The 21,202-nt window shown below is 56.7% G+C and carries 26 protein-coding genes, 1 other RNA gene and 1 pseudogene; 12 read left to right on the top strand and 16 right to left on the bottom strand.

Translation table 11 applies throughout. From position 1 onward, the window contains the following. Window positions 1-28: 28 nt before the first annotated feature. The 11 genes from ACGYLO_RS12900 to ACGYLO_RS12850 all read right to left on the bottom strand — a co-directional run bounded on the left by ACGYLO_RS12900 (window position 29) and on the right by ACGYLO_RS12850 (window position 7,409). Window positions 29-226 carry a GapR family DNA-binding domain-containing protein gene (locus ACGYLO_RS12900; RefSeq protein ID WP_394376844.1) on the bottom strand — a complete coding sequence of 66 codons (198 nt, stop codon included), beginning with the start codon at window positions 224-226 and terminating at the stop codon, window positions 29-31. 81 nt (window positions 227-307) lie between these two features. Then, the gene (locus ACGYLO_RS12895; protein ID WP_394376843.1) at window positions 308-1,114 is read right to left on the bottom strand and encodes a hypothetical protein; all 807 of its coding nucleotides are present in this window, start codon (window positions 1,112-1,114) and stop codon (window positions 308-310) included. A gap of 191 nt (window positions 1,115-1,305) precedes the next feature. Continuing rightward, window positions 1,306-2,763, bottom strand: coding sequence for a di-heme oxidoredictase family protein (locus ACGYLO_RS12890; protein WP_394376842.1), 1,458 nt, complete (start codon window positions 2,761-2,763; stop codon window positions 1,306-1,308). Beyond that, on the bottom strand, window positions 2,763-3,134 hold the full coding sequence (locus ACGYLO_RS12885) for a hypothetical protein (protein WP_394376841.1): 372 nt from the start codon (window positions 3,132-3,134) through the stop codon (window positions 2,763-2,765). Before ACGYLO_RS12885 ends, ACGYLO_RS12890 begins: the two co-directional genes overlap by 1 nt. A 40-nt stretch (window positions 3,135-3,174) precedes the next feature. After that, the gene (locus ACGYLO_RS12880) at window positions 3,175-3,939 is read right to left on the bottom strand and encodes a DNA-methyltransferase (RefSeq protein WP_394376840.1); all 765 of its coding nucleotides are present in this window, start codon (window positions 3,937-3,939) and stop codon (window positions 3,175-3,177) included. Between the two features lie 43 nt (window positions 3,940-3,982). Then, window positions 3,983-4,228 carry a hypothetical protein gene (locus ACGYLO_RS12875; protein WP_394376839.1) on the bottom strand — a complete coding sequence of 82 codons (246 nt, stop codon included), beginning with the start codon at window positions 4,226-4,228 and terminating at the stop codon, window positions 3,983-3,985. A 17-nt stretch (window positions 4,229-4,245) separates the two neighbouring features. After that, window positions 4,246-4,590, bottom strand: a complete 345-nt coding sequence (locus ACGYLO_RS12870) for a hypothetical protein (protein WP_394376838.1) — start codon at window positions 4,588-4,590, stop codon at window positions 4,246-4,248. 96 nt (window positions 4,591-4,686) lie between these two features. Next, a complete protein-coding gene (locus ACGYLO_RS12865; RefSeq protein WP_394376837.1) occupies window positions 4,687-5,343 on the bottom strand; it encodes a hypothetical protein in 657 nt (218 codons plus the stop codon). An 11-nt stretch (window positions 5,344-5,354) separates the two neighbouring features. Further along, window positions 5,355-5,825 carry a dUTP diphosphatase gene (gene dut / locus ACGYLO_RS12860; RefSeq protein ID WP_394376836.1) on the bottom strand — a complete coding sequence of 157 codons (471 nt, stop codon included), beginning with the start codon at window positions 5,823-5,825 and terminating at the stop codon, window positions 5,355-5,357. Window positions 5,826-5,868: 43 nt separating this feature from the next. Next, the gene (locus tag ACGYLO_RS12855) at window positions 5,869-6,360 is read right to left on the bottom strand and encodes a ProQ/FINO family protein (RefSeq protein WP_394376835.1); all 492 of its coding nucleotides are present in this window, start codon (window positions 6,358-6,360) and stop codon (window positions 5,869-5,871) included. A 23-nt stretch (window positions 6,361-6,383) separates the two neighbouring features. Continuing rightward, entirely contained in the window at window positions 6,384-7,409 is a 1,026-nt protein-coding gene (locus tag ACGYLO_RS12850; protein ID WP_394376834.1) for a hypothetical protein, read from the bottom strand. 530 nt (window positions 7,410-7,939) lie between these two features. On the opposite strand from ACGYLO_RS12850, the gene ACGYLO_RS12845 reads away from it, so the two are divergent. Further along, window positions 7,940-8,275, top strand: a complete 336-nt coding sequence (locus tag ACGYLO_RS12845) for a hypothetical protein (RefSeq protein ID WP_394376833.1) — start codon at window positions 7,940-7,942, stop codon at window positions 8,273-8,275. A 1-nt stretch (window position 8,276) separates the two neighbouring features. Then, window positions 8,277-8,687 carry a hypothetical protein gene (locus ACGYLO_RS12840; RefSeq protein WP_394376832.1) on the top strand — a complete coding sequence of 137 codons (411 nt, stop codon included), beginning with the start codon at window positions 8,277-8,279 and terminating at the stop codon, window positions 8,685-8,687. A gap of 7 nt (window positions 8,688-8,694) precedes the next feature. On the opposite strand, the gene ACGYLO_RS12835 is transcribed toward ACGYLO_RS12840, so the two are convergent. From ACGYLO_RS12835 to ACGYLO_RS12825, 3 genes are all read right to left on the bottom strand, one after another. After that, window positions 8,695-9,360, bottom strand: coding sequence for a hypothetical protein (locus ACGYLO_RS12835; protein ID WP_394376831.1), 666 nt, complete (start codon window positions 9,358-9,360; stop codon window positions 8,695-8,697). 116 nt (window positions 9,361-9,476) lie between these two features. Next, window positions 9,477-11,696: a CFI-box-CTERM domain-containing protein gene (locus ACGYLO_RS12830; RefSeq protein WP_394376830.1), complete on the bottom strand. Its 2,220-nt coding sequence runs from the start codon at window positions 11,694-11,696 to the stop codon at window positions 9,477-9,479. A 103-nt stretch (window positions 11,697-11,799) separates the two neighbouring features. After that, on the bottom strand, window positions 11,800-12,240 hold the full coding sequence (locus ACGYLO_RS12825) for a hypothetical protein (protein ID WP_394376829.1): 441 nt from the start codon (window positions 12,238-12,240) through the stop codon (window positions 11,800-11,802). 114 nt (window positions 12,241-12,354) lie between these two features. On the opposite strand from ACGYLO_RS12825, the gene ssrA reads away from it, so the two are divergent. The 4 genes from ssrA (at window position 12,355) to ACGYLO_RS12805 (ending at window position 14,135) form a co-directional block, all read left to right on the top strand. Then, window positions 12,355-12,796: a transfer-messenger RNA gene (gene ssrA / locus ACGYLO_RS12820) on the top strand. A 393-nt stretch (window positions 12,797-13,189) separates the two neighbouring features. After that, window positions 13,190-13,450, top strand: a complete 261-nt coding sequence (locus ACGYLO_RS12815) for a hypothetical protein (protein WP_394376828.1) — start codon at window positions 13,190-13,192, stop codon at window positions 13,448-13,450. A 14-nt stretch (window positions 13,451-13,464) separates the two neighbouring features. Then, complete coding sequence (locus ACGYLO_RS12810) at window positions 13,465-13,731, top strand: hypothetical protein (protein WP_394376827.1); 267 nt, start codon at window positions 13,465-13,467, stop codon at window positions 13,729-13,731. Between the two features lie 101 nt (window positions 13,732-13,832). Continuing rightward, on the top strand, window positions 13,833-14,135 hold the full coding sequence (locus tag ACGYLO_RS12805) for a hypothetical protein (protein WP_394376826.1): 303 nt from the start codon (window positions 13,833-13,835) through the stop codon (window positions 14,133-14,135). A 93-nt stretch (window positions 14,136-14,228) separates the two neighbouring features. Here ACGYLO_RS12805 and tnpA read toward each other — a convergent pair. Then, window positions 14,229-14,645, bottom strand: a pseudogene (tnpA, locus tag ACGYLO_RS12800) (IS200/IS605 family transposase); the annotation flags it as partial. 43 nt (window positions 14,646-14,688) lie between these two features. Between tnpA and ACGYLO_RS12795 the strand changes: the two are divergent. Together ACGYLO_RS12795 and ACGYLO_RS12790 are read left to right on the top strand one after the other, a co-directional pair. Continuing rightward, entirely contained in the window at window positions 14,689-15,993 is a 1,305-nt protein-coding gene (locus ACGYLO_RS12795) for an RNA-guided endonuclease InsQ/TnpB family protein (protein ID WP_394376825.1), read from the top strand. Window positions 15,994-16,063: 70 nt separating this feature from the next. Next, on the top strand, window positions 16,064-16,684 hold the full coding sequence (locus tag ACGYLO_RS12790; protein ID WP_394376824.1) for a hypothetical protein: 621 nt from the start codon (window positions 16,064-16,066) through the stop codon (window positions 16,682-16,684). A gap of 36 nt (window positions 16,685-16,720) precedes the next feature. On the opposite strand, the gene ACGYLO_RS12785 is transcribed toward ACGYLO_RS12790, so the two are convergent. Continuing rightward, complete coding sequence (locus tag ACGYLO_RS12785) at window positions 16,721-17,401, bottom strand: hypothetical protein (protein WP_394376823.1); 681 nt, start codon at window positions 17,399-17,401, stop codon at window positions 16,721-16,723. A gap of 311 nt (window positions 17,402-17,712) precedes the next feature. On the opposite strand from ACGYLO_RS12785, the gene ACGYLO_RS12780 reads away from it, so the two are divergent. From ACGYLO_RS12780 to recJ, 4 genes are all read left to right on the top strand, one after another. Beyond that, on the top strand, window positions 17,713-18,366 hold the full coding sequence (locus tag ACGYLO_RS12780; protein ID WP_394376822.1) for a hypothetical protein: 654 nt from the start codon (window positions 17,713-17,715) through the stop codon (window positions 18,364-18,366). Window positions 18,367-18,526: 160 nt separating this feature from the next. Then, window positions 18,527-18,880 (top strand): hypothetical protein, encoded by a 354-nt coding sequence (locus ACGYLO_RS12775; RefSeq protein WP_394376821.1) that lies wholly within the window; start codon window positions 18,527-18,529, stop codon window positions 18,878-18,880. 78 nt (window positions 18,881-18,958) lie between these two features. Further along, the gene (locus ACGYLO_RS12770; RefSeq protein ID WP_394376820.1) at window positions 18,959-19,315 is read left to right on the top strand and encodes a hypothetical protein; all 357 of its coding nucleotides are present in this window, start codon (window positions 18,959-18,961) and stop codon (window positions 19,313-19,315) included. 12 nt (window positions 19,316-19,327) lie between these two features. Beyond that, window positions 19,328-21,139: a single-stranded-DNA-specific exonuclease RecJ gene (gene recJ / locus ACGYLO_RS12765; protein WP_394376819.1), complete on the top strand. Its 1,812-nt coding sequence runs from the start codon at window positions 19,328-19,330 to the stop codon at window positions 21,137-21,139. Window positions 21,140-21,202: the final 63 nt, after the last annotated feature.

Genomic DNA, 21,202 nt, shown 5'->3' with positions numbered 1-21,202 from the left:
ACCTTAAAACACAGTGTTTCACTCTAACTTATTGGTTTTCCATGTGCAAAACACAATGATGGCGGGATATGTAACCGGCGCTCTTGATTTCGGCGTTCAGTTCTTTCTCCTGATCGGCAATGTCCTTCTTTTCCAGCGCAAGGCGCTCGCGGCGCTCGATGAAGGCCAAGAGCTGAGGTGCTTCAATGCGTGTTGTGCCGATGTTGTCGTCGTTGTCGTCTGCCATTTGTGGCTCCATTGTTTGTTGTCTACATCCAGAGTCTATGCTTGCGAAAAACGATAATCTACGTTTTGTCGTAAACTTTCTTCAGAAATCGACAGTGACCTCTTCTTGGTCGAGAACGGCGGGTTCACAGCATCCCGTCAGGCTCTTTTCGTCGAGATCAGGAAGGCGTTCTGCGATCATCGCAGCCTTACTGTTGATGGCCTCTACGTGGTCAGGGCCATTCAACCTGGTCACGGCCGCCATCATCTCCTTCATGTATTTCTCGGGGCTCATCTGATCGATGTCGACTGTGGATGCCCAGTCTGCCAGCAGGCTCTGACGCGCCATGCGGCGGGCGCGTGTCTCGAGGTCCGGCACTTCGCGTAGGATCTCGGCCGGGGTAGGGGCCGTCAAAGGCTTCTGGAACACCAAGGTTACGCCGCAGCCCGCGGGACGCCCATGTGGATCGCGCGACAGGATCCTTTGATAGGTGCGGCGTCTGTTGCTCCACTCCTCGGCTGTGACCTCCTCGGGGCGGCCGGCGCCATCCCAATAGGAAAAGTCAGAGGCGCCAGGTAGGGACAGGAGATCCGTGAACCAATCTTCATGCTCGGTGAAGGAGATCATGACCGCATGGTGGCCATCAGTACAGATGACGACCTCGAAGTGCGTGTCTATCTCAGGATCGCGGCCATTGGTGCTGGCCATCTCCGCGATGCGGTGCTGAACTTCGGCATAGGCATTCGCCATATGGTCCTCTTGCCCCTCGGCGCCAAAGATCACTGCACGGTCATGGTAGTCTGTCGCCAAGCGGGCCACGGCGCGCGCAATGAGCTGTCCAGCCTTCTGGGCGATCAAAGGACGCAGACCATCGAGCTGATGGATGACATCTCCCATCGTGCCCGGCATGCGAACGCCATATATCGATTTACTGCTCATCTTCCCCCACCCAACTTGGTCAAAACTATCAGACCTGAAGACGGCCGATCTCGCAGGAGTATCGGGTGCGAGGGCGAAAAGCCCAATGGGCTGAAGAGATGGAGAGCGGATCGCTTCAGTGACCGGAAATGAACTTTGAAGAAGCGTCCGTTCGACAGGGCTTACAGGCTTTTCAGGAAGGCGAGCAGCGCTTCACGATCCGAGGTACTCAGCTCGATCACGGCATCTCTTGCCGATTGGCCTTCTCCGCCGTGCCACAGGATCGCCTCGAGCAGCGATCCCGCCCTGCCATCGTGCAGATAATCCTCCCGGCCGTTGGTCAGATCGATCAGGCCAATTCCCCATAGGGGTGGGGTGCGCCATTCGCGACCAGAGGCCAGCATCTCAGGAAAATCATCTGCAAGCTCGGGGCCCATGTCGTGGAGTAGAAGATCTGTATAGGGCCAGATCGTCTGGTTCGACAGCTGCGGCTGTCCGACAACCTCTCCGGTCTGCCATTTAGGTGTATGGCAAGCAGCGCAGCCAATCTCGCCGAAGACCTTTCGGCCTTGGAGGACCTGTTTGTCATCAGCATCACGGCGTGCCGGCACGCCGATATTCTCAGCATATACGGTCAGACCCCTAAGGCTGGCGGTAAGGGCTTCATACTCCTCAGCTGCGCCACGCCCATGGGGCGCATTCAGGCATTCGGGCTGGGCAGCGGTGCAATCTCCGGCGTCATCGGGCTGCAGGTCGGACGAGACCCCCATATCATTGCGCAGAGCCACCGAGATCTGGTCTCGTACAGTGGCCGCTGATCCTTTCCACCCAAAACGGCCCAGGGCCGGGCGATCCAGGATATCAGACCAAGTGATCTGTGCCCGACCAGAAATACCGTCACCATCTTCGTCCAAAGGATCGGCCTTTGATTTGATGGCATCTTCCGGGATGGCCGTAAGCAGACCAAGACCAGTCAATTGAGGTGTGATACGCGGCGAGAATGCGTGTTCGCCAAGTGGCCCATAGGCCAGACCCTCGATGCTGAACTCAGGACGTCTCAAGGTGACCACTACACCATCAGCAAGAGTCACCTCTTCCGGATGCCAGATGACTGAGATGGAACCCTCAGGCTTATGTCCTTCGATGGCATGGTCCTGAATCTGATAGCCATAGACCGGATGGGGGCGCATCGGTTCGAAATCCGGATCAAGCGCGGCCAGATACTCTTCCATCTCATCCATGTAGGCGCCCTCATCTGCGGGAACGCCGACCTTGCCGATCATCGAGACAACTTCATAGGAGGTCTCAAAGGACGTGCCATCAGGCGCGTAGCCGCGCCCGTCCTTGATGTGGCAAAACAGACAGGAATTTGTGTTGTAGAGGGGCCCGAGCCCATCCATCCGGTAGTTGCCCTCATCCAGAGGCTGCCACCGCTTTCGAAAAAGCCCGCTGCCGAACTGGAAGTCGAGCTCCTGAATGATGCTGAGGTTGGCGGCCGGCAGTGCGAAGACATCGATGTCATACATCGGCTCGACGGTGCCTTCTCCACCGGGCTGAAGCTCGCTCTCCTCAATAGGCGGCATGTCCGCCAGAGTTAGCGAAGGGACAATCAGTAACAATGCTGCCAGTGTTCTAAACATCAGGCGTACCTGCTTTCATGATCGAGATGGGTGAAGCACCTCGGCAGCTCGGATGTGCCAAGCCACACGCCAAGATCTGCAACCAGTTGCCTGTCCATCGATGCATTGTAGGTGGAGACCATCAGCTGGTAGGCGTCCGGATCCGAGAGCAGATTATGCGCATGGAAAATCTCCAGAGCCTGATCGCGCTGTGACTGCACGGCTTCACCACTTCCTCGAACCGCGATACGGTATTTTCCGGCGACCACGCACCGCCCGCTGTCGTCGAGGTCCTTCTCATCAAGCTCATCCAAAGGGGCCTTCAGAAAGACATGAATAATCAAGTAAACCTGATCTTCGGGATAGAGTTGTGCGGGTGTATAAGAGGGCATTCAGTAACCTTAGAGTCTCGTTTTTCGCAGCGCCTATCAATCAACTATGCGCAGGCTCGATCTCCCGCAATGTCTCGGCGGCAGCTAGTTCGCGCAGAGCCGCTTCTTCCTCAGCATCTTCACGGCGGCGATGCGCATCCCATTCCTGGCGCATCCAGGCCGCAGAACGCGCGGCATGATCAGGATCAAGCTCCACGCCGATCGCGCGCCGGCCGGACTGCATGGCGGCAACCAGGGTGGCGCCGGAGCCCGCAAAGGGATCAAGGACCAGATCACCAGGCTGGGAGGAGTTCTCAATCAGCACGCGCAGCATATCCAGCGGTTTCTGAGTGGGATGGATGGCGTCCTTGGGTCGTGCGTGTGGCATCGACTGGGTCGAGCCGCCATTGTTGATGTCTCGGGCCTTGCCCTTCCACAGGTACAGGATGAACTCGGTGTTCTTCATGTAATACCTACAGCGTGTAGGGGAGGGCTTTTTCCAATAGAGGAGTTCGTGAAATTTCCAGCCAGCCTTGATGAAAGCATTGCGTGCCAGAAAGATGTTTTTGCTGTCCCCCATGACATAGGCATCGCAATCGGGTTTGCAGGCATCGAAGATCGGTCCCGGCATGGCCGACCAAGGGGTGATCTTCATCAGGTTGCCATTGTTGTTGTAGCGAGCGGCGGCGAACTTCCCGCTCATGCCCTTGCTGTTCTTGCCGCCGCTGGTCAGCTTGTACGGCGGGTCGGTGACGACCAGATCAGCTTTCTCATGGTCAGAAAGACTCCCGAGAACCTTGGTGCAATCGCCAATGATGAGTGTCATGGGCCCGATACGGATATCCGGGCGCCTGAAAGTAACCGGCATTCTAGGCGCCGCCGTTCTCAGACAGGAAGTCGCAGTCAGCGAGTGCGAATTCACGCACGGCCGCCTTATCCACGTCCCAAGCCAGAAGCAGCCAGCCGGGCACCGGGTGCCAATCGGTCGTGCCGAACCTCAAAGACACAGGCCTGATCTCCCGACGCGCGGTCTTACCCTTCCAGTTCTTGTAAGTCATGTAGAGCGTCTCACCACTCATTGCAGCTTTGGACATGGCGTTCATGTTGTCGGTCATCGTTGGGAGCCCTGTGGTTAATGGAGAGTGAAGGTCGCAGGGTCATTGACCCCATTTTCGTGGCGCAACATGCCGATCTCGATGTGCTTTGCCAGATCGAGCGCATAACTCCGGCTCATCTGAAGTTTCACCTGTCCAAAGCGGTTCGCCCGGTCGCGCATGTCCTCGATGATTGGGCTGCCCTCAGGCGCAACCCCGATTTCGATCAATCCCGCGAGGACATGGGCCGATGTGGAATCGAGGGCGACCTTGGCAACCTCGATTTGCTCCGGCAGGCCACGCAGTGAGCTGATCGTTTGGAAGACCATATTTCTGATTAGGTCTTCATCCTGTTGTGTGTTTGCATTGTAAAAATGCTTCATTGCTGATCTCCCGTTACTGGGTTTCTCATGGAGTAATCTGGGCGGGCAGGCTCAGACCCTTTATGGAGTATACTCTATTTTTCGCAACATGGCATCTCATGACACTGAGTTTTCTGTCAGGGAGGGGGCACGCGCGATGCGCGAAGTCCGAAACACAAAGGTATCGGCATGAACTGGTTTCGTCCGCTTTGACCGAAATGAGACGCTCTGAGCCGCGTCGGGTGGCAGAAGCTTGTCGCGCAGGCGCTGGGCCTCTGAGATCGCCACAATGTCGAAGCCGACGCGGTCAACCTTCTCACGCCAGGATCTTTGCCGCGCCCCGCCGGGTTCGGCATGGGCATCAAAGGTAAATCGGCTGAGCAAGCGCTGCACATCATCACGGGCCAAAAGCTTGTCCCATTTTTCCAGCAGGAAATCCTGCCGCTCTTTGTGAATGGCTTCGGTGATCAGCATTTCAAATGGCGCCAGCGTCCACTCGGTGGCGGGGTAGGGGGTAAACCCTGATGCATCGCCCCAGGACTGAATGACGCTCACCCCGCCAGCAAAGGCTTCAACGGCGAAGGTGTGCTCTGCGCCCTGCCACCTCACAACCCCTTCCGCGCGCCGTGTGTCGCGATCAGACAGACTGATGTTGCGCAATGCCACCCGATCGTCCTGCGCCCCAAAGATGCACCCGTGTACGGCGCGCAGCACCTCATCCCGTTCCTCGGGCTTGATGTCCTTTGCAAAGATGTCCCAGGCGCTACGCGTCATGATGATATTCCTTAAATACCTGTGCTTCCGAAGCCGCCGCTGCCGCGCTCGCTTTCGCCGATGCTGTCCACAAGCTTTGGGATGAAGCCGCAGACCGGGGCGACCACCATCTGCGCGATCCGGTCCAGGTGGTTGATCCTGAAGGGGTCGGTGCCGATGACGGTGCCAATGATCATCACCTCTCCTTTAAAATCCTGATCGATGGTGGCCGGGGCGTTTGCCAGGGTGAAGCCGAACTTCAGAGCCAGACCTGACCGCGGACGGAGCTGAACCTCGTAGCCTGCAGGAATGTCCATGCTGAGGCCGGTGCCAATGAGAACCCGGGTGAAGGGCTCAATGACAAGCCCTTCGGGCCGGATCATCCCATGGTCATCGACAATCATGGCGCGCAGATCCGCACCGGCAGACCCTGCGGTCGCCAGCTGCGGGATAACGGCATCCGAATGCATTTTCATAAACCCGATCTGGGGTGCTTTCGTCATATTTTGATCGTCCTTTTAATCGTCTGCTTTTCGTTCTCTGGGATCAGTCACGCAGATCCGACCCAAATATGGGCAACCTGCGATCCTCTTTCACGCCGGCCGTGTTTGCGACGATGGTCTCAATGCGACGACAGACATCGTCAGGCAGGTTGAGGCGGCGCATGCGCTTGCTCGCGAGCTTGCGTACGCGGTGTTTCTTCGACAGCCAGCGGGTTGCCAGCAACATTGCGAGTTCCTCGACGGCATCCTCCCGTTCCTGTGCGGAGATCAACCCGCAGGGCTCCCCCTGTAGATCGAACCGCCGTGCCCGGTTCGTCAGCGCCGCAAGATATTCAGGGCGCTTGCACCAATAGGCGAGGAAGACCTCAGCCTGCTGTTTCGAGATCATCGATGCTGTCGCCTCGCCAAAACTTTCCTGCATGCCCTCTGCCGCCGGGAGAGGGTAGTTCATGGAGCCAAAGAACGCGGGGAAGCTTGCCTGCATCTTATCCCGAATATCGCGTTTGGTCCGTGAGGTCATAGGCGGATTTTTCATCTGCTCTTCCTTGGTTTTCGGTATCAGCTGTTCATCAATTCTTTGCGCTGCACGCCTTCCTCGAATGCTTTGCGCTGCAGGTGCATCTCATATTCCATGGTGCGCATCCGTTCCTGACGGGAGAGATCCTGATCGAGCACCCGGCAGGTGACCCAGAGCCCTTCGAGCTGATCATCATTGAGCCGCATCAGACGATCAAACATGCTGACATCGCGGGTGGCAGACATGTGGAGGCCACAAAATTTACGCAGCACAAGAAATCCGCCATTACGGCCAACCTGAGCAAATTCGCAAGGGAACTCATCCATATCCAGGATGCAGGTCGCGCCATTTGTGTAGGGGGTCATCGCGCTGTCCAAAGCGCGCTGGGTGACTTCGGGCTCCTGCTCGACGTTATGGCGCCAGTTGAAGTCATGTTCGGGGTTCATGGGCGTTTCACCCTTGATGCGGCCCGTGCGGTTCCAGTTCATGTTCATGCGGATATCCCAGCCGATATGGCTGCGCAGACCATTGTTCTCGACGTACATGAAATGCCTGCAGATCTCTTCGACCATGCTGTCGCGCGTCGATGGGGGAAATTTGTAGGGAACGTCCGGGTCTTCGGAGAGCGCACGGATAAAGGCGGAACGGCTGTCAGCTTCGGGAGAGACCGAAAGACCCAGCGCCGCCTGACGGGCGAGATTGCCGGCGGCCGGCTCCTCACATACAGCGTCGATATCTTCGATGCCGCCGCGGTACCGGGGGTTATTGCGGCAGGCTGCCGAAAAGTCTTTCCAATTCATTGAGCTGAGGTGCGCGAAGCGGAACATGATCGCCGTGCCGCGGGCGCCGCTGCTACCGCAGAGGCCGTCAAAAACCACCACCGCATTATCGTTGTCCAGTACCGCAATACCGGCCTTCTCTTCGTTCTCGGGATCATCGATTGCATGATCAGCGATCAGCACGGTGAAACTGCGGTCGACATCATGACGGGACGTGAACCTGACCTCCGCGATGTTCTCGGCAACATGTGCATAGGGGCCTGTCTGTGCAATCTCGGTCGTGTCCATACTGTCGTATTCCTTCTTTTATTTTATGGCTCCCGAGAACTCGGAAGGCTAAACAGAGACATCTACGCGCCTCATGTTGATCAGGTTATGTCTACCCTATGAATGAAAATACGGGGGGCGTGTAAGATTTTTCGCATCTATCCACAATTTGTTGCGAAAAACGAGAAAGAGATTTGGTGCCGCGCTTGTGGCTCTGGTATATCTGATGATGCTCCAGCCGCCTTCGGGTGGGAAAGGCAGGACGTAGGTCCGGTAGGTCAGTAAGGCTGAAGTGGGGATCAGGTCCCACCTGGAGCAGCTACGCTGCTCTGTGGGGTGGAACTGACGCGCCTCATGAATGAGACGCTGAGTCCCACCTGGAGCAGCTACGCTGCCCCAATTGGGGGACCGACGCTCACCCATGCGGGTAAGCTGGGACCCACCTGGAGCAACTTCGTTGCTCCGTGTGGGGACCTACGCCCATCCTTTGGTTAGGCTGGGACCCACCTGGAGCAGTTACACCAGAGAGACGCGCTTAGAGGGACTGCCGCATGCCAATCAACGATCCCACACAGGAAGAGTTCTACCCGCGCCGGCTTTACACGCATCGCGCGCCGCGCACCGAGGCAGATACGCAGGGCGACTTCTGCATCACCAACAGCGCCGCCGCGCCGGCATACCGGGACTGGGATCCCGCCTCTGACGTCGATGGTCTTGTCGGCCAGATCCGTGAATGGCACCAGCCACGCGGGGCAGGGTCGGATGCACAGATCACCGAGATCGCTGAGCGGATGATCGAGATGGCCTTGGGGCATGGTTATCTGGAAGCGCGGGATGGAAGCTACGCAAAGGTCGCACCCAGCCCTGCAGCATTAGAGATTGGCTAAAATGCCAGTTCGCATCTCTTCCACTGCCCCACGACACATCGCGCGGCGTTACCTTGCTGGGCAATGCGACACACTGGCCAGGGCGATCGGCAATAGCACGGGCTTCCCCCTCTGGGCGATGAAGAACAAAGAAGAGCAGATCGAGCATGTCTTTGTTCGCGATCCGGCCAGCGGTCTGGCAGTCGACATTCGAGGCGCTATGCCGCTCGAGGAGATCTCCAAAGGCTCAGCCTTGGAACATAGTCCTCATCGGTTTTCCGAGGTTGAGATCGATGAGGTGACGGCGACGTTCGGTACGCCGACGCCGGGAGACATACGCGACGCCAAACGCGCATTGAAAGATCACCTGACCAGAACACTGGAGAAGGTACGAGAGGTCTCGCCTGAAAGGTCAGATGAGATCGCACCGTAGGCGCACCCTACTTTTTAGGCTTATCTTCCTCGTGCTGATCGATTGCCTGCTTGGCTGCATCGAGACCTGGATACCACTGCGACCCGATAAAGATCCCCGTTTCCCGCTTGTAGATCTTCACATCACGGTAGGTCTCAAGAACATCCCCATCCGCTTGCTCAGGGTTCTTTCCACCAAGGGGGCGTAGAACTTTAGGCTGCGCCTCTGCAGTAGGTCTATCCTTGGTGGCTTTATGCCGTGTTGGGGTGGGGTCCGCTTTAGAGAGCGGTGCAACATCAGGCAGCGAGCCCCGCGCGTCATCTGTGACTGGGTCCGGGCGACCACTTGACTGACTTTGCACCCGGGCGATTGGCTCGGGCCTATCCGCATCATCTCTAGCTCTGATCGCAATGAGCAGAAGTTGCTGGGTCATCTCTGCCGTATGTACGCTGGCCTCGGCCATCTTGGCGAAAACCAGATTGAAGATGCCTGCGACAATGATGCCGAGCCCCGGCAGAGCGGCGCCAAGCATGGCAATGATGTTTGGCCCGCCGGAGAAGCGCGAGGCTGCGCTCACGCCGCTAATCCCCAACAGGGCAACAACGACACCGACGCAGACGACCGCAACTCCAAAACCATGAAAAGCATTAATTGCCGTATATGACCCACTGTAGTCTTTTTGTTTGACGTTCATAATAAAATTCCTCGAAATATACATTCGCTAAGCCAAGCGCGCAGGAGGGTATCTGTCAAGGAAAACGGACCTTCGAAGAGTATCGCCCCGCTGACGATGTCAACGAGGCTACGCCGTTAATTACGATCCGAGAGGACGTACCTGCGGATCATGCGCACCAAAGGTGCAAGGACGGCGCGACTGGCAGCCGCCAGAGCAGGGCGGGCGCGTACGGGGCGCGCCATGATGGGTCCCACCTTCCAATAGAAGGCGATGAAGGCGCGACCAGCCGCGTAATTCACCAAGTGCTCATCGCGCAAACGCCGCAGGTCACAGACATCCGGGTGCATGGGGTCTGAATAGGCGGCCGTGGCCACAAAGCAGCTTCCGCCACCGCCTTCCGGGTCATCGTCCTGGTCCTCTTCAGGATTGGTGGGGTCATCCTCATCTTCACCCGGTTGGGTTGGCACATCAGGCTCTTCAGGCGTGTCGGGGATGTCTGGATCATCGATGTCCACATCGCCGAGCCCATCATCCTCGTCCTCGGGGTCCACCGGATCAGGGTCGGACGGTTCTTCGGGCTCGTCCGGATCGACAGGATCGGTTGGCACTTCGGGGGCAGTTGGCTCATCGGGATCTGTGGGTTCTTCTGGGTCCACTGGGTCAGGGTCTTCCTCACCGGTCTCTTCCCCCCAGGGGCGTGGATGTTCTTCGTTGAACTCCATGAGCTCATCGTAGCGCGCATTCTCATCGTTGAGGTGGCGCAGCGATCCCCAGCTTCCCCATTTACTGGATCGGCCGACATCGACAAAGGCATTGAACAGGCTGCCGCCGGCCTCTTCCCAGCTCTCCAAGAGCTCGCCGTAGAGGTCGCCCATCCCATCGGAGTAGTTCAGATGCTGGAAGAATTCTGAGAGCTCTTCATCGTGGACGTTCTCGCCTACACCCACGATATGCGTCCCCCCTTCGTACATGACCAGATCGAGGTCATACTCCTGCGCCACATCGGCGTGGTACTCGAACATCTCGGCCAGATCGACAAGCGAGCCATTGCTGTCACCGGTCACCGAGCCGTCGCGAAGCTCCTGAATGGCAAGATCTGTCGCTTGATCATACTGGTGCTCTTCGACCCAAGCGTCCCGCGCATCCCCGGTCAGACCCTGATCATCCGCTGTATTTTCTGCCGCAGTGCGGCTTTCCGAGATCCACTCACGAACGGTGCCGGCCTTGTCTCGGCCGAGGCCGCCATCGAAGTAGCCGGTGATCGCGTAGGTATCAAAGCTCTCATAGGGCGCCTCATTGCCCATATCCTGCCAAGCCGGAGCATTGAGGATCGACTCCTCCAGCCCCAGCCATCCTGTCTGTGTACTGATGACCTTGACCAGCTGATCTTCATGACCGGTAAAGACCTGGTCGAGAACGTCGGTCATCTCTGTTGCCTTGGCTGCGTAGTTCTGAACCCAGCCATCGCCATGCTGCTCACCAAAACGGTCTACGGAATCCGTGTGCGACTGCTGGGCCTGCTCGAACTGCCAGTTCCAGACCTCGTTGGAGAGCTCGAAATGCGCGCGAAGCTCGGGATCGAGATTGTCGCGAACATACCCCGCGAACTGTTCAATGTAATCGCTGTCAGCATTGTAGGGCAGGGTGAACCAAGGTTCCGTGCCTGTTTGATTGGCTAACTCGACCATGATCTCAACCGGGGCGCCGGGCACATAGGTGAAATGGTCTACGCTTGTGGCATCGTCCCAAGTGGCGACCTCGGAGTTGTTGGTGTCCATCCAGTCCATGAAACGCAGCGCGTGAACATCCCCAATAAGATCGGTCCAAATCGGATTGAAGATCTCGCCGTCGGCAAATGCTTGAAGATTGTCCTCATGTACGACGCTGATGTCGCGAATGTGGTCGCCGGTGCCCGCAGGATCCGTCTCGTGGATCTGCACCCCGACCAAGTTGCCGCCATTGGGCGTATAGTCAAAGGTGATATGCCCTTCGTTATAGGTAACGTTCGACCCTCCGGAGATCTCGATTTGGCCCGCACCTGTGTAGTTCAGGTGGTAGGTGCCCGCGGCGTGGGTTGCCTCGGCGGGCAATTCGGTAAGGATCAGGGTCTCAATATGTGTGAGGCCTTCGGGGATCTCAGTTGGCCATCCATTTTCATCAAGGGCGCCCATTGCCTTGAGGTCCTCGTATTCAGTGCCGCCCCAGCGGCCCTCTTCGTGGCCAATCCAAGGGCGCGACGTCTTCATGACATCGATGAAGGGTTGCTGAGTCGACCAATCGGCAATGCCATTGAGGCCAAATGCGAGTCCGGCTTCACCATCTTGGGTGCCTGTGTTGATATCTGAGCTAGGCATGAAGTCTCCGAGAACTATTGTTTTCGCAACACTATGCCAGATCAGCTGATCCGCGATTATCCTAGAGAGGTTATCCACATATTTTCTGTTGCCCGAGGCAGCGTTACCGGTTCAGCAGCTTCTGATCGAGGTTGTCATCACTGCCATCGGAAAGCATGGCGTCGGAGATTAAGTGCTCGACCATCTCATTTATGTACTCGAAGAGGTGTCCTTGAAGATCGCAATATTCTTTCCAGACGGTCTCGTCGAATACGCTCTCTTGGACATTGACCATCAATGTTGTCCGCCTTTGCCGAGGGTATCGATAAGGGCTGACGCCGTGTTTCCGGCAGATCGCGATGAACAGCCGGACAGACCATGTGTCATTCAGAGACATTTTAAGTTCGACTTCCGGTTCGGCATTTTCATCAAAACCATAACCTAGCCGTTCTTGGAGGCGATCACGGGCGGCGCCGGCCGCAGCGCGCTCCCCTTCAGTTGCGCCACGTGCAAACAGAGCCTCGAGCTTTGCAAGTTTATCGCGGATGTGCTGATCGCCCGACATGGTCGTCTCCTCATCTGCCACCTTTCATATCGCCAGAAGCGAGAGGGTCAAACCAAACCGATTGAACATTGAACAAAAAGGGCAGTAAGAAAAATCCGGCACATTTGCGAAAAAGGTCTTGATGTTGCGAAATTCATATGCCATATGAGGGATGTCCTTCGGGACTATGAGTATAAATGCACTCACAATAGATGTTCTGGACCTGGGGGCGGTACCCAGCAGCTCCACCACATCCTGACCATAAGGGTCGGCTACGGGTAAACGGTAAGACACCCCACGCTGTAAAGGAGCCCCTAACGCAAAACGCTCTCGCAAGAGAGTTGGTGGTCAGGATCTGATGGGGCTGAAATAGGATCGACAGGCATTCAAAAGGGCCCGCGTTACTTCGGTGAGATACCACCGTTATCGGTTCAAACTGAGCAAATGCAAACGCAAACAACGCTCCCCGTATGGCTCTGGCTGCTTAAGCAGCCCGTGCAAACGGAAATCTGAAGTCCTCACGCTTAGCAGCCTGAGGCGGGGTTTGGTGAATACCTGGCAACAGAAATTCACCACTTCACACAGTATTCACCTGAGCAGGCACCCAAAACGGCAATCCGTTGTTAATGCCGCTCGTTTTCGACGGCCATCCGCTGACACGGATAGCCTGGGGCAACAGAAGCCTGCACATTAATTTCCTCCGGACAATTAACGCACAGGCTCCTGTTGAACGTATCCTCACGGATACGAGCAACAGAAATTCACCACTTCACCAAATACGCAGGCACCCAACAGCAGCGATCTCTTGATCACGTAGATGCTGTTCGACGGCCATCCGCTGGCGCGCTTGGCCTGGGGCAACAGAAGCCTACACACCAACAAGAAGAACGGGTTTGAGATTCCGCTTTGCGAAAAACAACAATGTCGCGTATAATTATGGAAACTGAAAACCATGAGGACAGTCTTCGAGATGCGCAAAACAATCCAAATCCTGGCCGCGGCAACAGTTGTTGCAGCCGGCATGTCCGGCTCCGTCGCCGCCCAGTCGGACTCCCCTGAGATGATGGACACCGCGAACGGCAGCTGCCTCGTCGGTAAAGAAAATGGTGACGTCGAACTCTACCGCATGAGCTGCGAAGAGTATGTCGCGGCCGGTGCCGGCGCGACACCCGACGAAGTCTCCCTGAACAGCAGTGTGCCAGAGGAGACCGCTGAATCCGCAGCAGACTAAATCAAGGAGAGCTTATGAGCTTCACAAAGGACAAGTCTCGCGCCAAACGTCGGCAGGATCTGAACCGCATGAAGCGCCGCGCGCGCCGCATCTATCCACATGATGCGGCCGCGAAATGCGCGAACCATCTTCAGACCTGCTCCTGCTACGCCTGCGGGAATCCGCGTAAGCACTTCAACGAGAAGACCCTTCAGGAACAGCGTGCAGAAATTGCAGCAGCTCAAGAGATGGCGCGGGCTTGGCCCGTGACGAATGGCCCCGAGCATCAGTCAAACCTCTGATGTCAATGTGACCCAGAGCGGGAAATAGGCTCTTCCTATACATTTCTGGGTTGACCCCTTTATGGCTATGGCTTTTTCTACAGCTTCCACGGGGGTATAATATGACGTCAGAGCTACGAAACGAGAACCAACTCATAGTCAATGCAAATGCCCCTATGGGTGCTTGTGATTGGGGAAAGCCAGCGTATCTGTGGCTTGCGATCAGCAGTTATTCTCCTCTCAAGGAGCATCGCTGGGTACGGGGCATCGATTTCCCTTTCGAGATCGTTTTGCTGCCAGGGTATGCGCGACCCACGGCGCTCAATATCGATGATATCGACGCGATCTGGTATGAGGGAGAAGTCACTGAGCCTTTGGTTATCTGGGACGGTGAATTCTCAGATAACCTGTTTGAGCAATTCTAGCCGCAACCCCCTTCCTTCAGGGAGGGGTCAAGGCCCCACTTTCTTCCCGTCATTTTTCTTCTCCCGCTTTCGCGCTCGAGCCTTGGCCCCGCGCCGATCTCGCTCGGGAGAGTTTTGGTTTTCGACATAGGCTTTGACGATTTCAAGTGGCGCACCCCCGCAAGAAACAACGCAATAGGAGGGTGACCAGAAGGCATCCCCCCAAAGGACGCTGCGCACCTCTGGCCAGCCTTCTTTGCGCAGACGTCGTGAGCTTACACCTTTCATTGAATTCACAAGCCGCGACAATGCGAGCTGAGGTGGATATGCGATCAGAAGATGAACATGATCCCCATCGGCTTCGATTGCTTCGATCTCCGCGCCTGCGTCAGCCGCGACCGACGTCATGGTGTCACGTAGTAAATCGCGCACGCGGGCGGTATGGATGGCGCCTTTGCGATACTTCGTTGTGAAGACCAAGTGGGCGTGTAGGCGGTGAACTACATGCCTACCTGCTCTAAAGTCGTCCATATTTTGCTTCCATTCCTATATTAGACCAAATATATTCTACGCAATGAGGAAGCTCAAGGCCATACGCGTACGGGTCTACCCGACCCCCGAGCAGGAACAATCATTCCTGCGGATCGCTGGTTGCTGCCGGCTGGTTTATAATCTCGGCCTTATTCAGCGCCGGGACTTCTGGCGCCAACACAAAAACACCACTGGACGCAGTATCGGCTGGCACGGCCAGAAGCGCGAGCTGACGGCGTTGAAAGCACTTCCTGAGGCGGCGTTTCTAAGGGAGGCTCCCAGCCACTGCCTTCAGATGGCGCTTCAGGATCTCGACACCGCCTACAGCCGCTTCTTTGAGGGGCATGCCGGATACCCATACCCGCGCCGTAAGGGGGAGAACGACAGCTTCACCTTCCCGGACCCTGCGCAAATTCGCATCGATGTGGCAAACGAGATGCTGGTGCTGCCGAAGTTCGGCCGCAAGCGAGGAGATGGGGGCGTGTTGAAGCTGCGGATGCATCGCAAGCCATACGGTGAGTTGCGCCGCGTGTCGATCTCCCGTGATGGGCGCCACTGGTATGCCTCGATCCTAATGCGCACCAAGGCGCGTGTACCGCAGCTGCCGGCCCCAGCCCCAGCCGATGTTATCGGTGTCGATCGCGGCGTCACAGCCCCCTTCGTGACCTCGGATGGCGTATCCTTTGGCAAACAGGTCGAGGGCGCGCCACAGCGATGCAAACAGCGCCGCCTTGCAAGAGCGCTGTCGCGCACGCAGCGCGGATCCCGCCGTCGCGAAAAGGCGCGGCTGCGGTTGTTAGCGCATAAATCGAAGATGGCGCGCCGTCGGCGTGACCAAACACACAAGATCACAGCGGCCATTGCGAAAAGCCACCGCATCGTTGTGATCGAGAAGCTGCGCGTACTGGCGATGACGGCCAGCGCCCGCGGCACGGTCGAAACGCCAGGCCGAAACGTGGCGCAGAAGTCAGGCCTGAACCGGGAAATTCTCGATCGGGGCTGGGGCGAGTTCCGTCGCCAGCTTGGCTATAAACTCGCTTGGCGTGGGGGGCAATTGCTCGAGGTTCCAGCCCGGAACACCTCGCGTACCTGTGCTGAATGCGACCATGTTGCAGCGGAATCCCGGATCAGCAGGGATCTATTCCGCTGCGTTGCATGCGGGCATGAGGACGATGCGGACCGGAACGCCGCGCTTGAAATCCGCAGACGAGGGCTTGTTGCCCTTGGCCTGCGCCAACACCCGGCCGGAACGGTCGGGGCAGCCCGGGGAGCCCTCTGCGATAGCACGGCGATGAAACGGGAAAAGGAAAATGATGGTATCAATGCAAAGACCTTGGTCGATGCATGATCCTGAAGCCTCGTCCTTCAGGGCGAGGAGAGTTCACATGATTTCCATGTGTATGGACCCAGCCGCTGAGATGATCGACTACATCCGCGTGCGCAGATCGGGTTCGAGCACGTTTATGGAGGATCCCCGCCCCTTGGAGATGCTGAAGGCGCGCCCTCAGAGGACCTTCGAGGGTGATCTGGTAAGCTACCATCGCTCTGCAAATCGGAAAAAATTCGTTGCTGGCGTCAAGCGATACTACCAAGAATGGCAGCAAAAGACCCGTGCCTGGCACATCTCTGGTGGGATGTCTATTTGCTACGATGAACGGCATATTAAAAGCCCCCGTCACCCAAGGGCGCATTGGAAAATGTTGGTAAATCGGCACCCCGATGTCGACGAAAAATTCCTATTCTCTGAAAGCCCAGAGAAGCCTCCTCGCATCCCGGGCCTGAGATTTGGCTATGACCTCTTTAAGGAAGAGATGGCAAAAAATCCTGAGTGGATGAAGAAGCAGCTGGAGCTCGACTATCTTATCGACATCGGTCGCGAGTTTGTCAGAACGCCCTACCAACAGGTCAGCTTCAAGCAAACACGCAATATTCCATTAACGGAAGAAGACGAGAAGATCCTCAGAAAGGGCGGGGATTATGCCACGCCGGGGGTGAGAAGCTTCTTGAACAAGTTTCACGCCTCCCTTCGCCGCGGCTGACGACTTTCCAGAGCAGGGCAGGGTGGTGCCTGCCCCTCAGGCGGCCATTGCCATCGGCTCGGTCGAGAACCCGGGACCGGCGAGGATCCAGTCCTTGGTGATAGGCAGCCCCTGCTCGAAGACACGATCGAGTGCCGCGTCAAAGAGCTTCCCGGCCGCCTCAGGCTGAAGCGAGTGGATGAAGATCCCATTGGGCGGGGTGGGTAGCTCGGTGAGATACTCATCCGCATTCTTCTTGAGATCCCGCTTCTCCATCGCCAAAGCAATGATATCCTGCGGTTTGACCCGCTTCTTCAGGTTCGGGTTGAGACCGTAGCGTTTGAAGATCATCAGCGACATATGGTGCTGGGCATCGATGAGGCTCTTCAGGAAGGGTTTGAAGGGGGTAGGGATGTCCGGCAGCCCGAAACCTTCCTCCGCATCATGCAGCAAGGCGAACTTCTGCACCTTCATATCATTTTCGCAAAGCGCGGCCACGAGCACGGAATGCTGAGCCACAGAGTAGAATGGCTTGATCTGCATGCCATAACGGCAGCAGTTCGACAGGCCGGTCGAGATGTTCTCAAGGGTGAAAGCTTCGGGGTGGGGCGCGAAGGGCGCAAACATCATGCCGTCCTCGAGCTGTATCGTGGCCTCGGCCAGCATGGCCTGAAGGGCATCCGTGTTGATGGGACCGCTTGTCAACTTGTCGATGTCCGCCTGGGGCATGTGTTTCACTGTTCCATCTCCTTGAAGCACCTATCTGAGTGCGTTGAACCAATAGTACCTTGTGTATCTGCGAAAATCAATTGTACGGCGATATCTATCTAATTGGTATTTCTTCATTTAATGACAAGTTTTGGCAAGGAATGGCTCAGATGTGGACCCAAGATGGGTCGCATTTGCATTCTAAATGTAGCATTTTCGCAACGTCTTGCCTCAGCACTGCAAATATAGCAAAACTGGGTTTGCGAAAAACGAACCCCGGACCTATCTGGGAGTTACTGAAGAGTTGCAACTGCGGAACTCAAAACCTTACGGAGATACGAATGCGTAAAGCTTCCAAGATTATTATGGTCGTCGCCATGGGCGCCACGGCTTTCACCAGCCTGGCAGGCATGGCTTCTGCTGAAAACGAACTGTCGGTCAGGTACGGCGATGTGAACGTCGATGTTGCCGGCTTCGGCGAAGTCAATGGCGAAGCGATCGGCATCGAGAGCCGCGGCTCCTATGACAGCGGCTTCCGCTACGATCTGGACTTTGCCACTGTCGATATCGACGGCATGGGCGATTCCGAAGTCGGCGCTCTTGATGTGGCCTATATGATGGGTAATTTCGGCCCTGCAGCAGCCTATGTCTTTGACGATGGCTTTGATGACGGCGCGTTCGGCGTCGGTGTCGCCGCCGAGAAACAGATCGGTTCCGTTGAGACCTATGGCTCCCTGGTTACCGACGTGGAAGAATTTGCTGAAGCCTACCGCATCAAAGTCGGCGGCCGCGCAGATGTTTCCGATGCCGTGATGCTCTCTGCCGAATACGAGAATGCCTATGACGGCAACGGCAGCCGCAGCGAGATGATCGAATTCGGCGCCCGCTACACGCTGGTGAACGATACCTATGTTGATGCGAAATTCGCGCGCAACATGGAAGAGATGGACGTCAACGTTGATGTTGTGAGCGTGGGCCTCGGCTTCAACTTCTGATCTCCCAGACATTACCGAGCAAGAGCAGGGGAGGGCATATTGCCCTCCCCTTTTCTGTTGCGAAAAAGACAGGCTGAAGGTTTTATTTATTGGAATTCGCGCCAGTGCTTATTTTTCGCAACAGACTACTTATCCTCATTTCAACAGAAAAGGGGACGCCGTGACTGATATGAGCAACGACATCAAGGTTCAGAGAAACACAGTTTATATTCCAGTCGTATATGTCGGTATCTGGCTTTACTTGACCCTCGCTTTTACAGCCGGGGCATATATGAGCTATTTCGATGAGGCTCTGCCTAGCTTGATCATAGGGCCCATCCGTACATTTTTCGCGGTCTACTTCAGCTTCCGCCTCGCTAAAGCGCTGCGCCATAAGGGAAATGACCCTGCTGAGTACCGGCTGATCAATACCCGCGCGCCGTCCCGCCGTGATGGTATCATCTTTGTACTGCTGATGCTTTCAGGCATTGGGATGATCATCAGCTTCATCAGTCATGTGTTTCCTGTGGGCTGATGGCAATTTTAACGTGAAAAGATTGCTTTTCGCAATTCGACGCTTAATCTACGAGCAATTCATACAACGGGGAACAGGATGACTGAGACAAGCAGCGACAGCCAGAAGAGTAACAACGATACTCTACAAGTGAGTTCGAAAAACGCGATCGCCTGGCTGGGCCTTACAGTCGCATGCGTAGCAGCATTCATCGTGAGCTACACAGGGTCGTCCCCACGGGGTGTTCCGATCCAGATCATGACGGGCATCTCATCCTTGTATTGCTTGTTTTATCTTTTGAAGGCGACTGTCACTACTTCCTACGATCCCGCGGATGATCCGTTGAGCGTCCTGCGCAACCCGACCTTCCTCGAGCGCTTTATCATGATTGCGATCGCGAGCATCACGGGCAGCCTCATTATCGCATTTTCCCTCATCAAATACCTCGGCAGCTAAAGGATAACATTCATGAAAGATTTCGATCGCGACCCCGAACAAAAGTCCTTCCTTGGCCGCATATGGGATCTTCAGAAGCCCGTGCCGCACATCAAGGCTGAACTTGAGCGCAGCGGCATGAACAGTGCAGTGGCTGGCATTCTGTCAGCCCGGGGTATTTCCGCAAGCAAACTGCCAGCCTATCTCGATCCCAAGATCCGTGATGAACTGCCCGATCCGTCGCGCTTCAAGGATATGGACAAGGGCGTCAAGCATATCGCAGACCAGATGCAAGCCGGTAAATCCATCTCAATCTGGTCTGATTATGACTGTGACGGTGTCACATCGGCTGCCACACTGAAGCGCTTCTTCCGAATGGTCGGCTATGGCGATATCGACATCCGCATCCCAGACCGGATCACCGAAGGCTATGGCCCGAATGCTAAAGGTCTGCGCGAAGTCAAAGCCTCTGGTGTGGACACCGTTATGATCCTCGATGCGGGCATCGTTGCTTTCGAGGCGCTTGAAGCGGCTGAGGAGGTAGGGCTGAACGTCGTTGTCATCGACCACCATACCGCGGAAGAAAAACTTCCGCCGGCCGTGGCTGTCATCAACGCCAACCGTCTTGATGAAGAGCCGGGCTTTGGCCATCTCTGCGCCGCTGGCATGGTCTTCATCTTCTGTGTGGGTCTGGCGCGCGAACTGAAGAACCGCGGCTGGTTCGATGGTCAGAACGGCCGTCCTGATGTGGCACCCCAGAAACAGATCATGGAGCTTCTCGCGATCGTAGCACTGGGCACCGTGGCCGACGTCATGGTCCTCACCACCCTCAACCGTGCCTTCGTGACCCGTGGGCTGGAGTTCCTCAACGCTCATGTGAACCCGGGCCTGCGCCACCTGGCGCTGGCGGCGGGTAAGAAGCCCAATGATCAGCTGACCTCCAAGGACCTCGGCTGGCAGCTGGGCCCCCGCATCAACGCCGCAGGCCGTATCGATGACGCGATGCTGGGAGTCGAGCTTCTGCTGACCGACGATGCTGAGGAAGCTGCACGTCTTGCGGGCCAGCTTAATGAGATCAACGTGAAGCGCAAAGCGATCGAGGAGAAGGTCACCGGCCCGGCCATCGACCAGTTTCCGGACCGCACACCCGGTGTGGACCGCAAGATCGCCATCGCCGTGGTCGAGGAAGCCCATGAGGGCGTCGTTGGTATCTCTGCGGGCCGCCTGAAAGAAGCCTATGACTGCCCGGCCATCGTGCTGGCTAAAGACCATGAGGGCAACCTCAAGGGCTCTGCGCGCTCGGTCAAAGGGTTCGACATCGGTGACGGGATCATCGCGGCACGTAACCAGGGTCTGATCCTGCGCGGCGGCGGTCACGGCATGGCCGGGGGTCTCACCCTGACACCTGAGCAGCTGCCCGCCTTCGAGGCCTTCATGAACGCCGAGATCAAGAAATCTGACTATTACCGCGATGGCGTCAGCACTGAAGTCGACGTTTTCCTGGCGCCGAGCCAGCTCACCGTAGACCAGATCGATGCTTTCCACCGCATGGAGCCCTTCGGCAACGGCAACCCCGGACCGCGGGTCGTGCTGGAAGGGGCGGTCGTGCAGGAAGTGAAGATCCTCAAGGAGAAACACCTGAAGGTCGTAATCACGGCGGGCGCCGGGAAGATCGATGGGTTGATCTGGGGTGTGGTTGGCACCGGCATCGGGGATTTCCTGCAGAACTCCGTCGGCCAGAAGATCGATGTTTATGGCTCACCGGATGTGAATGTCTTCCGCGGCGATCGCTCGGCTCAGATCATCATTGATGACGTGCGCGAGCATGCGGAAACGTTGCTCTGATGAACGAGGCGCAGTTTCTCCTGTCGCTCGGGCTGAAGCCGAAGGATCTATCAGACGCTGATA

Source organism: Sulfitobacter sp. 1A13353 (assembly GCF_043557255.1).
Lineage (GTDB): Bacteria > Pseudomonadota > Alphaproteobacteria > Rhodobacterales > Rhodobacteraceae > Sulfitobacter > Sulfitobacter faviae.
This window is presented reverse-complemented; position numbering and strand designations above follow the sequence as displayed.

Excerpts from the sequence above, each read along its gene's own strand:
- ACGYLO_RS12900 (WP_394376844.1), bottom strand. The coding sequence starts at position 226 with ATGGCAGACGACAACGACGACAACATCGGCACAACACGCATTGAAGCA.
- ACGYLO_RS12895 (WP_394376843.1), bottom strand. The coding sequence starts at position 1,114 with ATGCCGGGCACGATGGGAGATGTCATCCATCAGCTCGATGGTCTGCGT.
- ACGYLO_RS12890 (WP_394376842.1), bottom strand. The coding sequence starts at position 2,763 with ATGTTTAGAACACTGGCAGCATTGTTACTGATTGTCCCTTCGCTAACT.
- ACGYLO_RS12885 (WP_394376841.1), bottom strand. The coding sequence starts at position 3,134 with ATGCCCTCTTATACACCCGCACAACTCTATCCCGAAGATCAGGTTTAC.
- ACGYLO_RS12880 (WP_394376840.1), bottom strand. The coding sequence starts at position 3,939 with ATGACACTCATCATTGGCGATTGCACCAAGGTTCTCGGGAGTCTTTCT.
- ACGYLO_RS12875 (WP_394376839.1), bottom strand. The coding sequence starts at position 4,228 with ATGACCGACAACATGAACGCCATGTCCAAAGCTGCAATGAGTGGTGAG.
- ACGYLO_RS12870 (WP_394376838.1), bottom strand. The coding sequence starts at position 4,590 with ATGAAGCATTTTTACAATGCAAACACACAACAGGATGAAGACCTAATC.
- ACGYLO_RS12865 (WP_394376837.1), bottom strand. The coding sequence starts at position 5,343 with ATGACGCGTAGCGCCTGGGACATCTTTGCAAAGGACATCAAGCCCGAG.
- dut (WP_394376836.1), bottom strand. The coding sequence starts at position 5,825 with ATGACGAAAGCACCCCAGATCGGGTTTATGAAAATGCATTCGGATGCC.
- ACGYLO_RS12855 (WP_394376835.1), bottom strand. The coding sequence starts at position 6,360 with ATGAAAAATCCGCCTATGACCTCACGGACCAAACGCGATATTCGGGAT.
- ACGYLO_RS12850 (WP_394376834.1), bottom strand. The coding sequence starts at position 7,409 with ATGGACACGACCGAGATTGCACAGACAGGCCCCTATGCACATGTTGCC.
- ACGYLO_RS12845 (WP_394376833.1), top strand. The coding sequence starts at position 7,940 with ATGCCAATCAACGATCCCACACAGGAAGAGTTCTACCCGCGCCGGCTT.
- ACGYLO_RS12840 (WP_394376832.1), top strand. The coding sequence starts at position 8,277 with ATGCCAGTTCGCATCTCTTCCACTGCCCCACGACACATCGCGCGGCGT.
- ACGYLO_RS12835 (WP_394376831.1), bottom strand. The coding sequence starts at position 9,360 with ATGAACGTCAAACAAAAAGACTACAGTGGGTCATATACGGCAATTAAT.
- ACGYLO_RS12830 (WP_394376830.1), bottom strand. The coding sequence starts at position 11,696 with ATGCCTAGCTCAGATATCAACACAGGCACCCAAGATGGTGAAGCCGGA.
- ACGYLO_RS12825 (WP_394376829.1), bottom strand. The coding sequence starts at position 12,240 with ATGTCGGGCGATCAGCACATCCGCGATAAACTTGCAAAGCTCGAGGCT.
- ACGYLO_RS12815 (WP_394376828.1), top strand. The coding sequence starts at position 13,190 with ATGCGCAAAACAATCCAAATCCTGGCCGCGGCAACAGTTGTTGCAGCC.
- ACGYLO_RS12810 (WP_394376827.1), top strand. The coding sequence starts at position 13,465 with ATGAGCTTCACAAAGGACAAGTCTCGCGCCAAACGTCGGCAGGATCTG.
- ACGYLO_RS12805 (WP_394376826.1), top strand. The coding sequence starts at position 13,833 with ATGACGTCAGAGCTACGAAACGAGAACCAACTCATAGTCAATGCAAAT.
- ACGYLO_RS12795 (WP_394376825.1), top strand. The coding sequence starts at position 14,689 with ATGAGGAAGCTCAAGGCCATACGCGTACGGGTCTACCCGACCCCCGAG.
- ACGYLO_RS12790 (WP_394376824.1), top strand. The coding sequence starts at position 16,064 with ATGATCGACTACATCCGCGTGCGCAGATCGGGTTCGAGCACGTTTATG.
- ACGYLO_RS12780 (WP_394376822.1), top strand. The coding sequence starts at position 17,713 with ATGCGTAAAGCTTCCAAGATTATTATGGTCGTCGCCATGGGCGCCACG.
- ACGYLO_RS12770 (WP_394376820.1), top strand. The coding sequence starts at position 18,959 with ATGACTGAGACAAGCAGCGACAGCCAGAAGAGTAACAACGATACTCTA.
- recJ (WP_394376819.1), top strand. The coding sequence starts at position 19,328 with ATGAAAGATTTCGATCGCGACCCCGAACAAAAGTCCTTCCTTGGCCGC.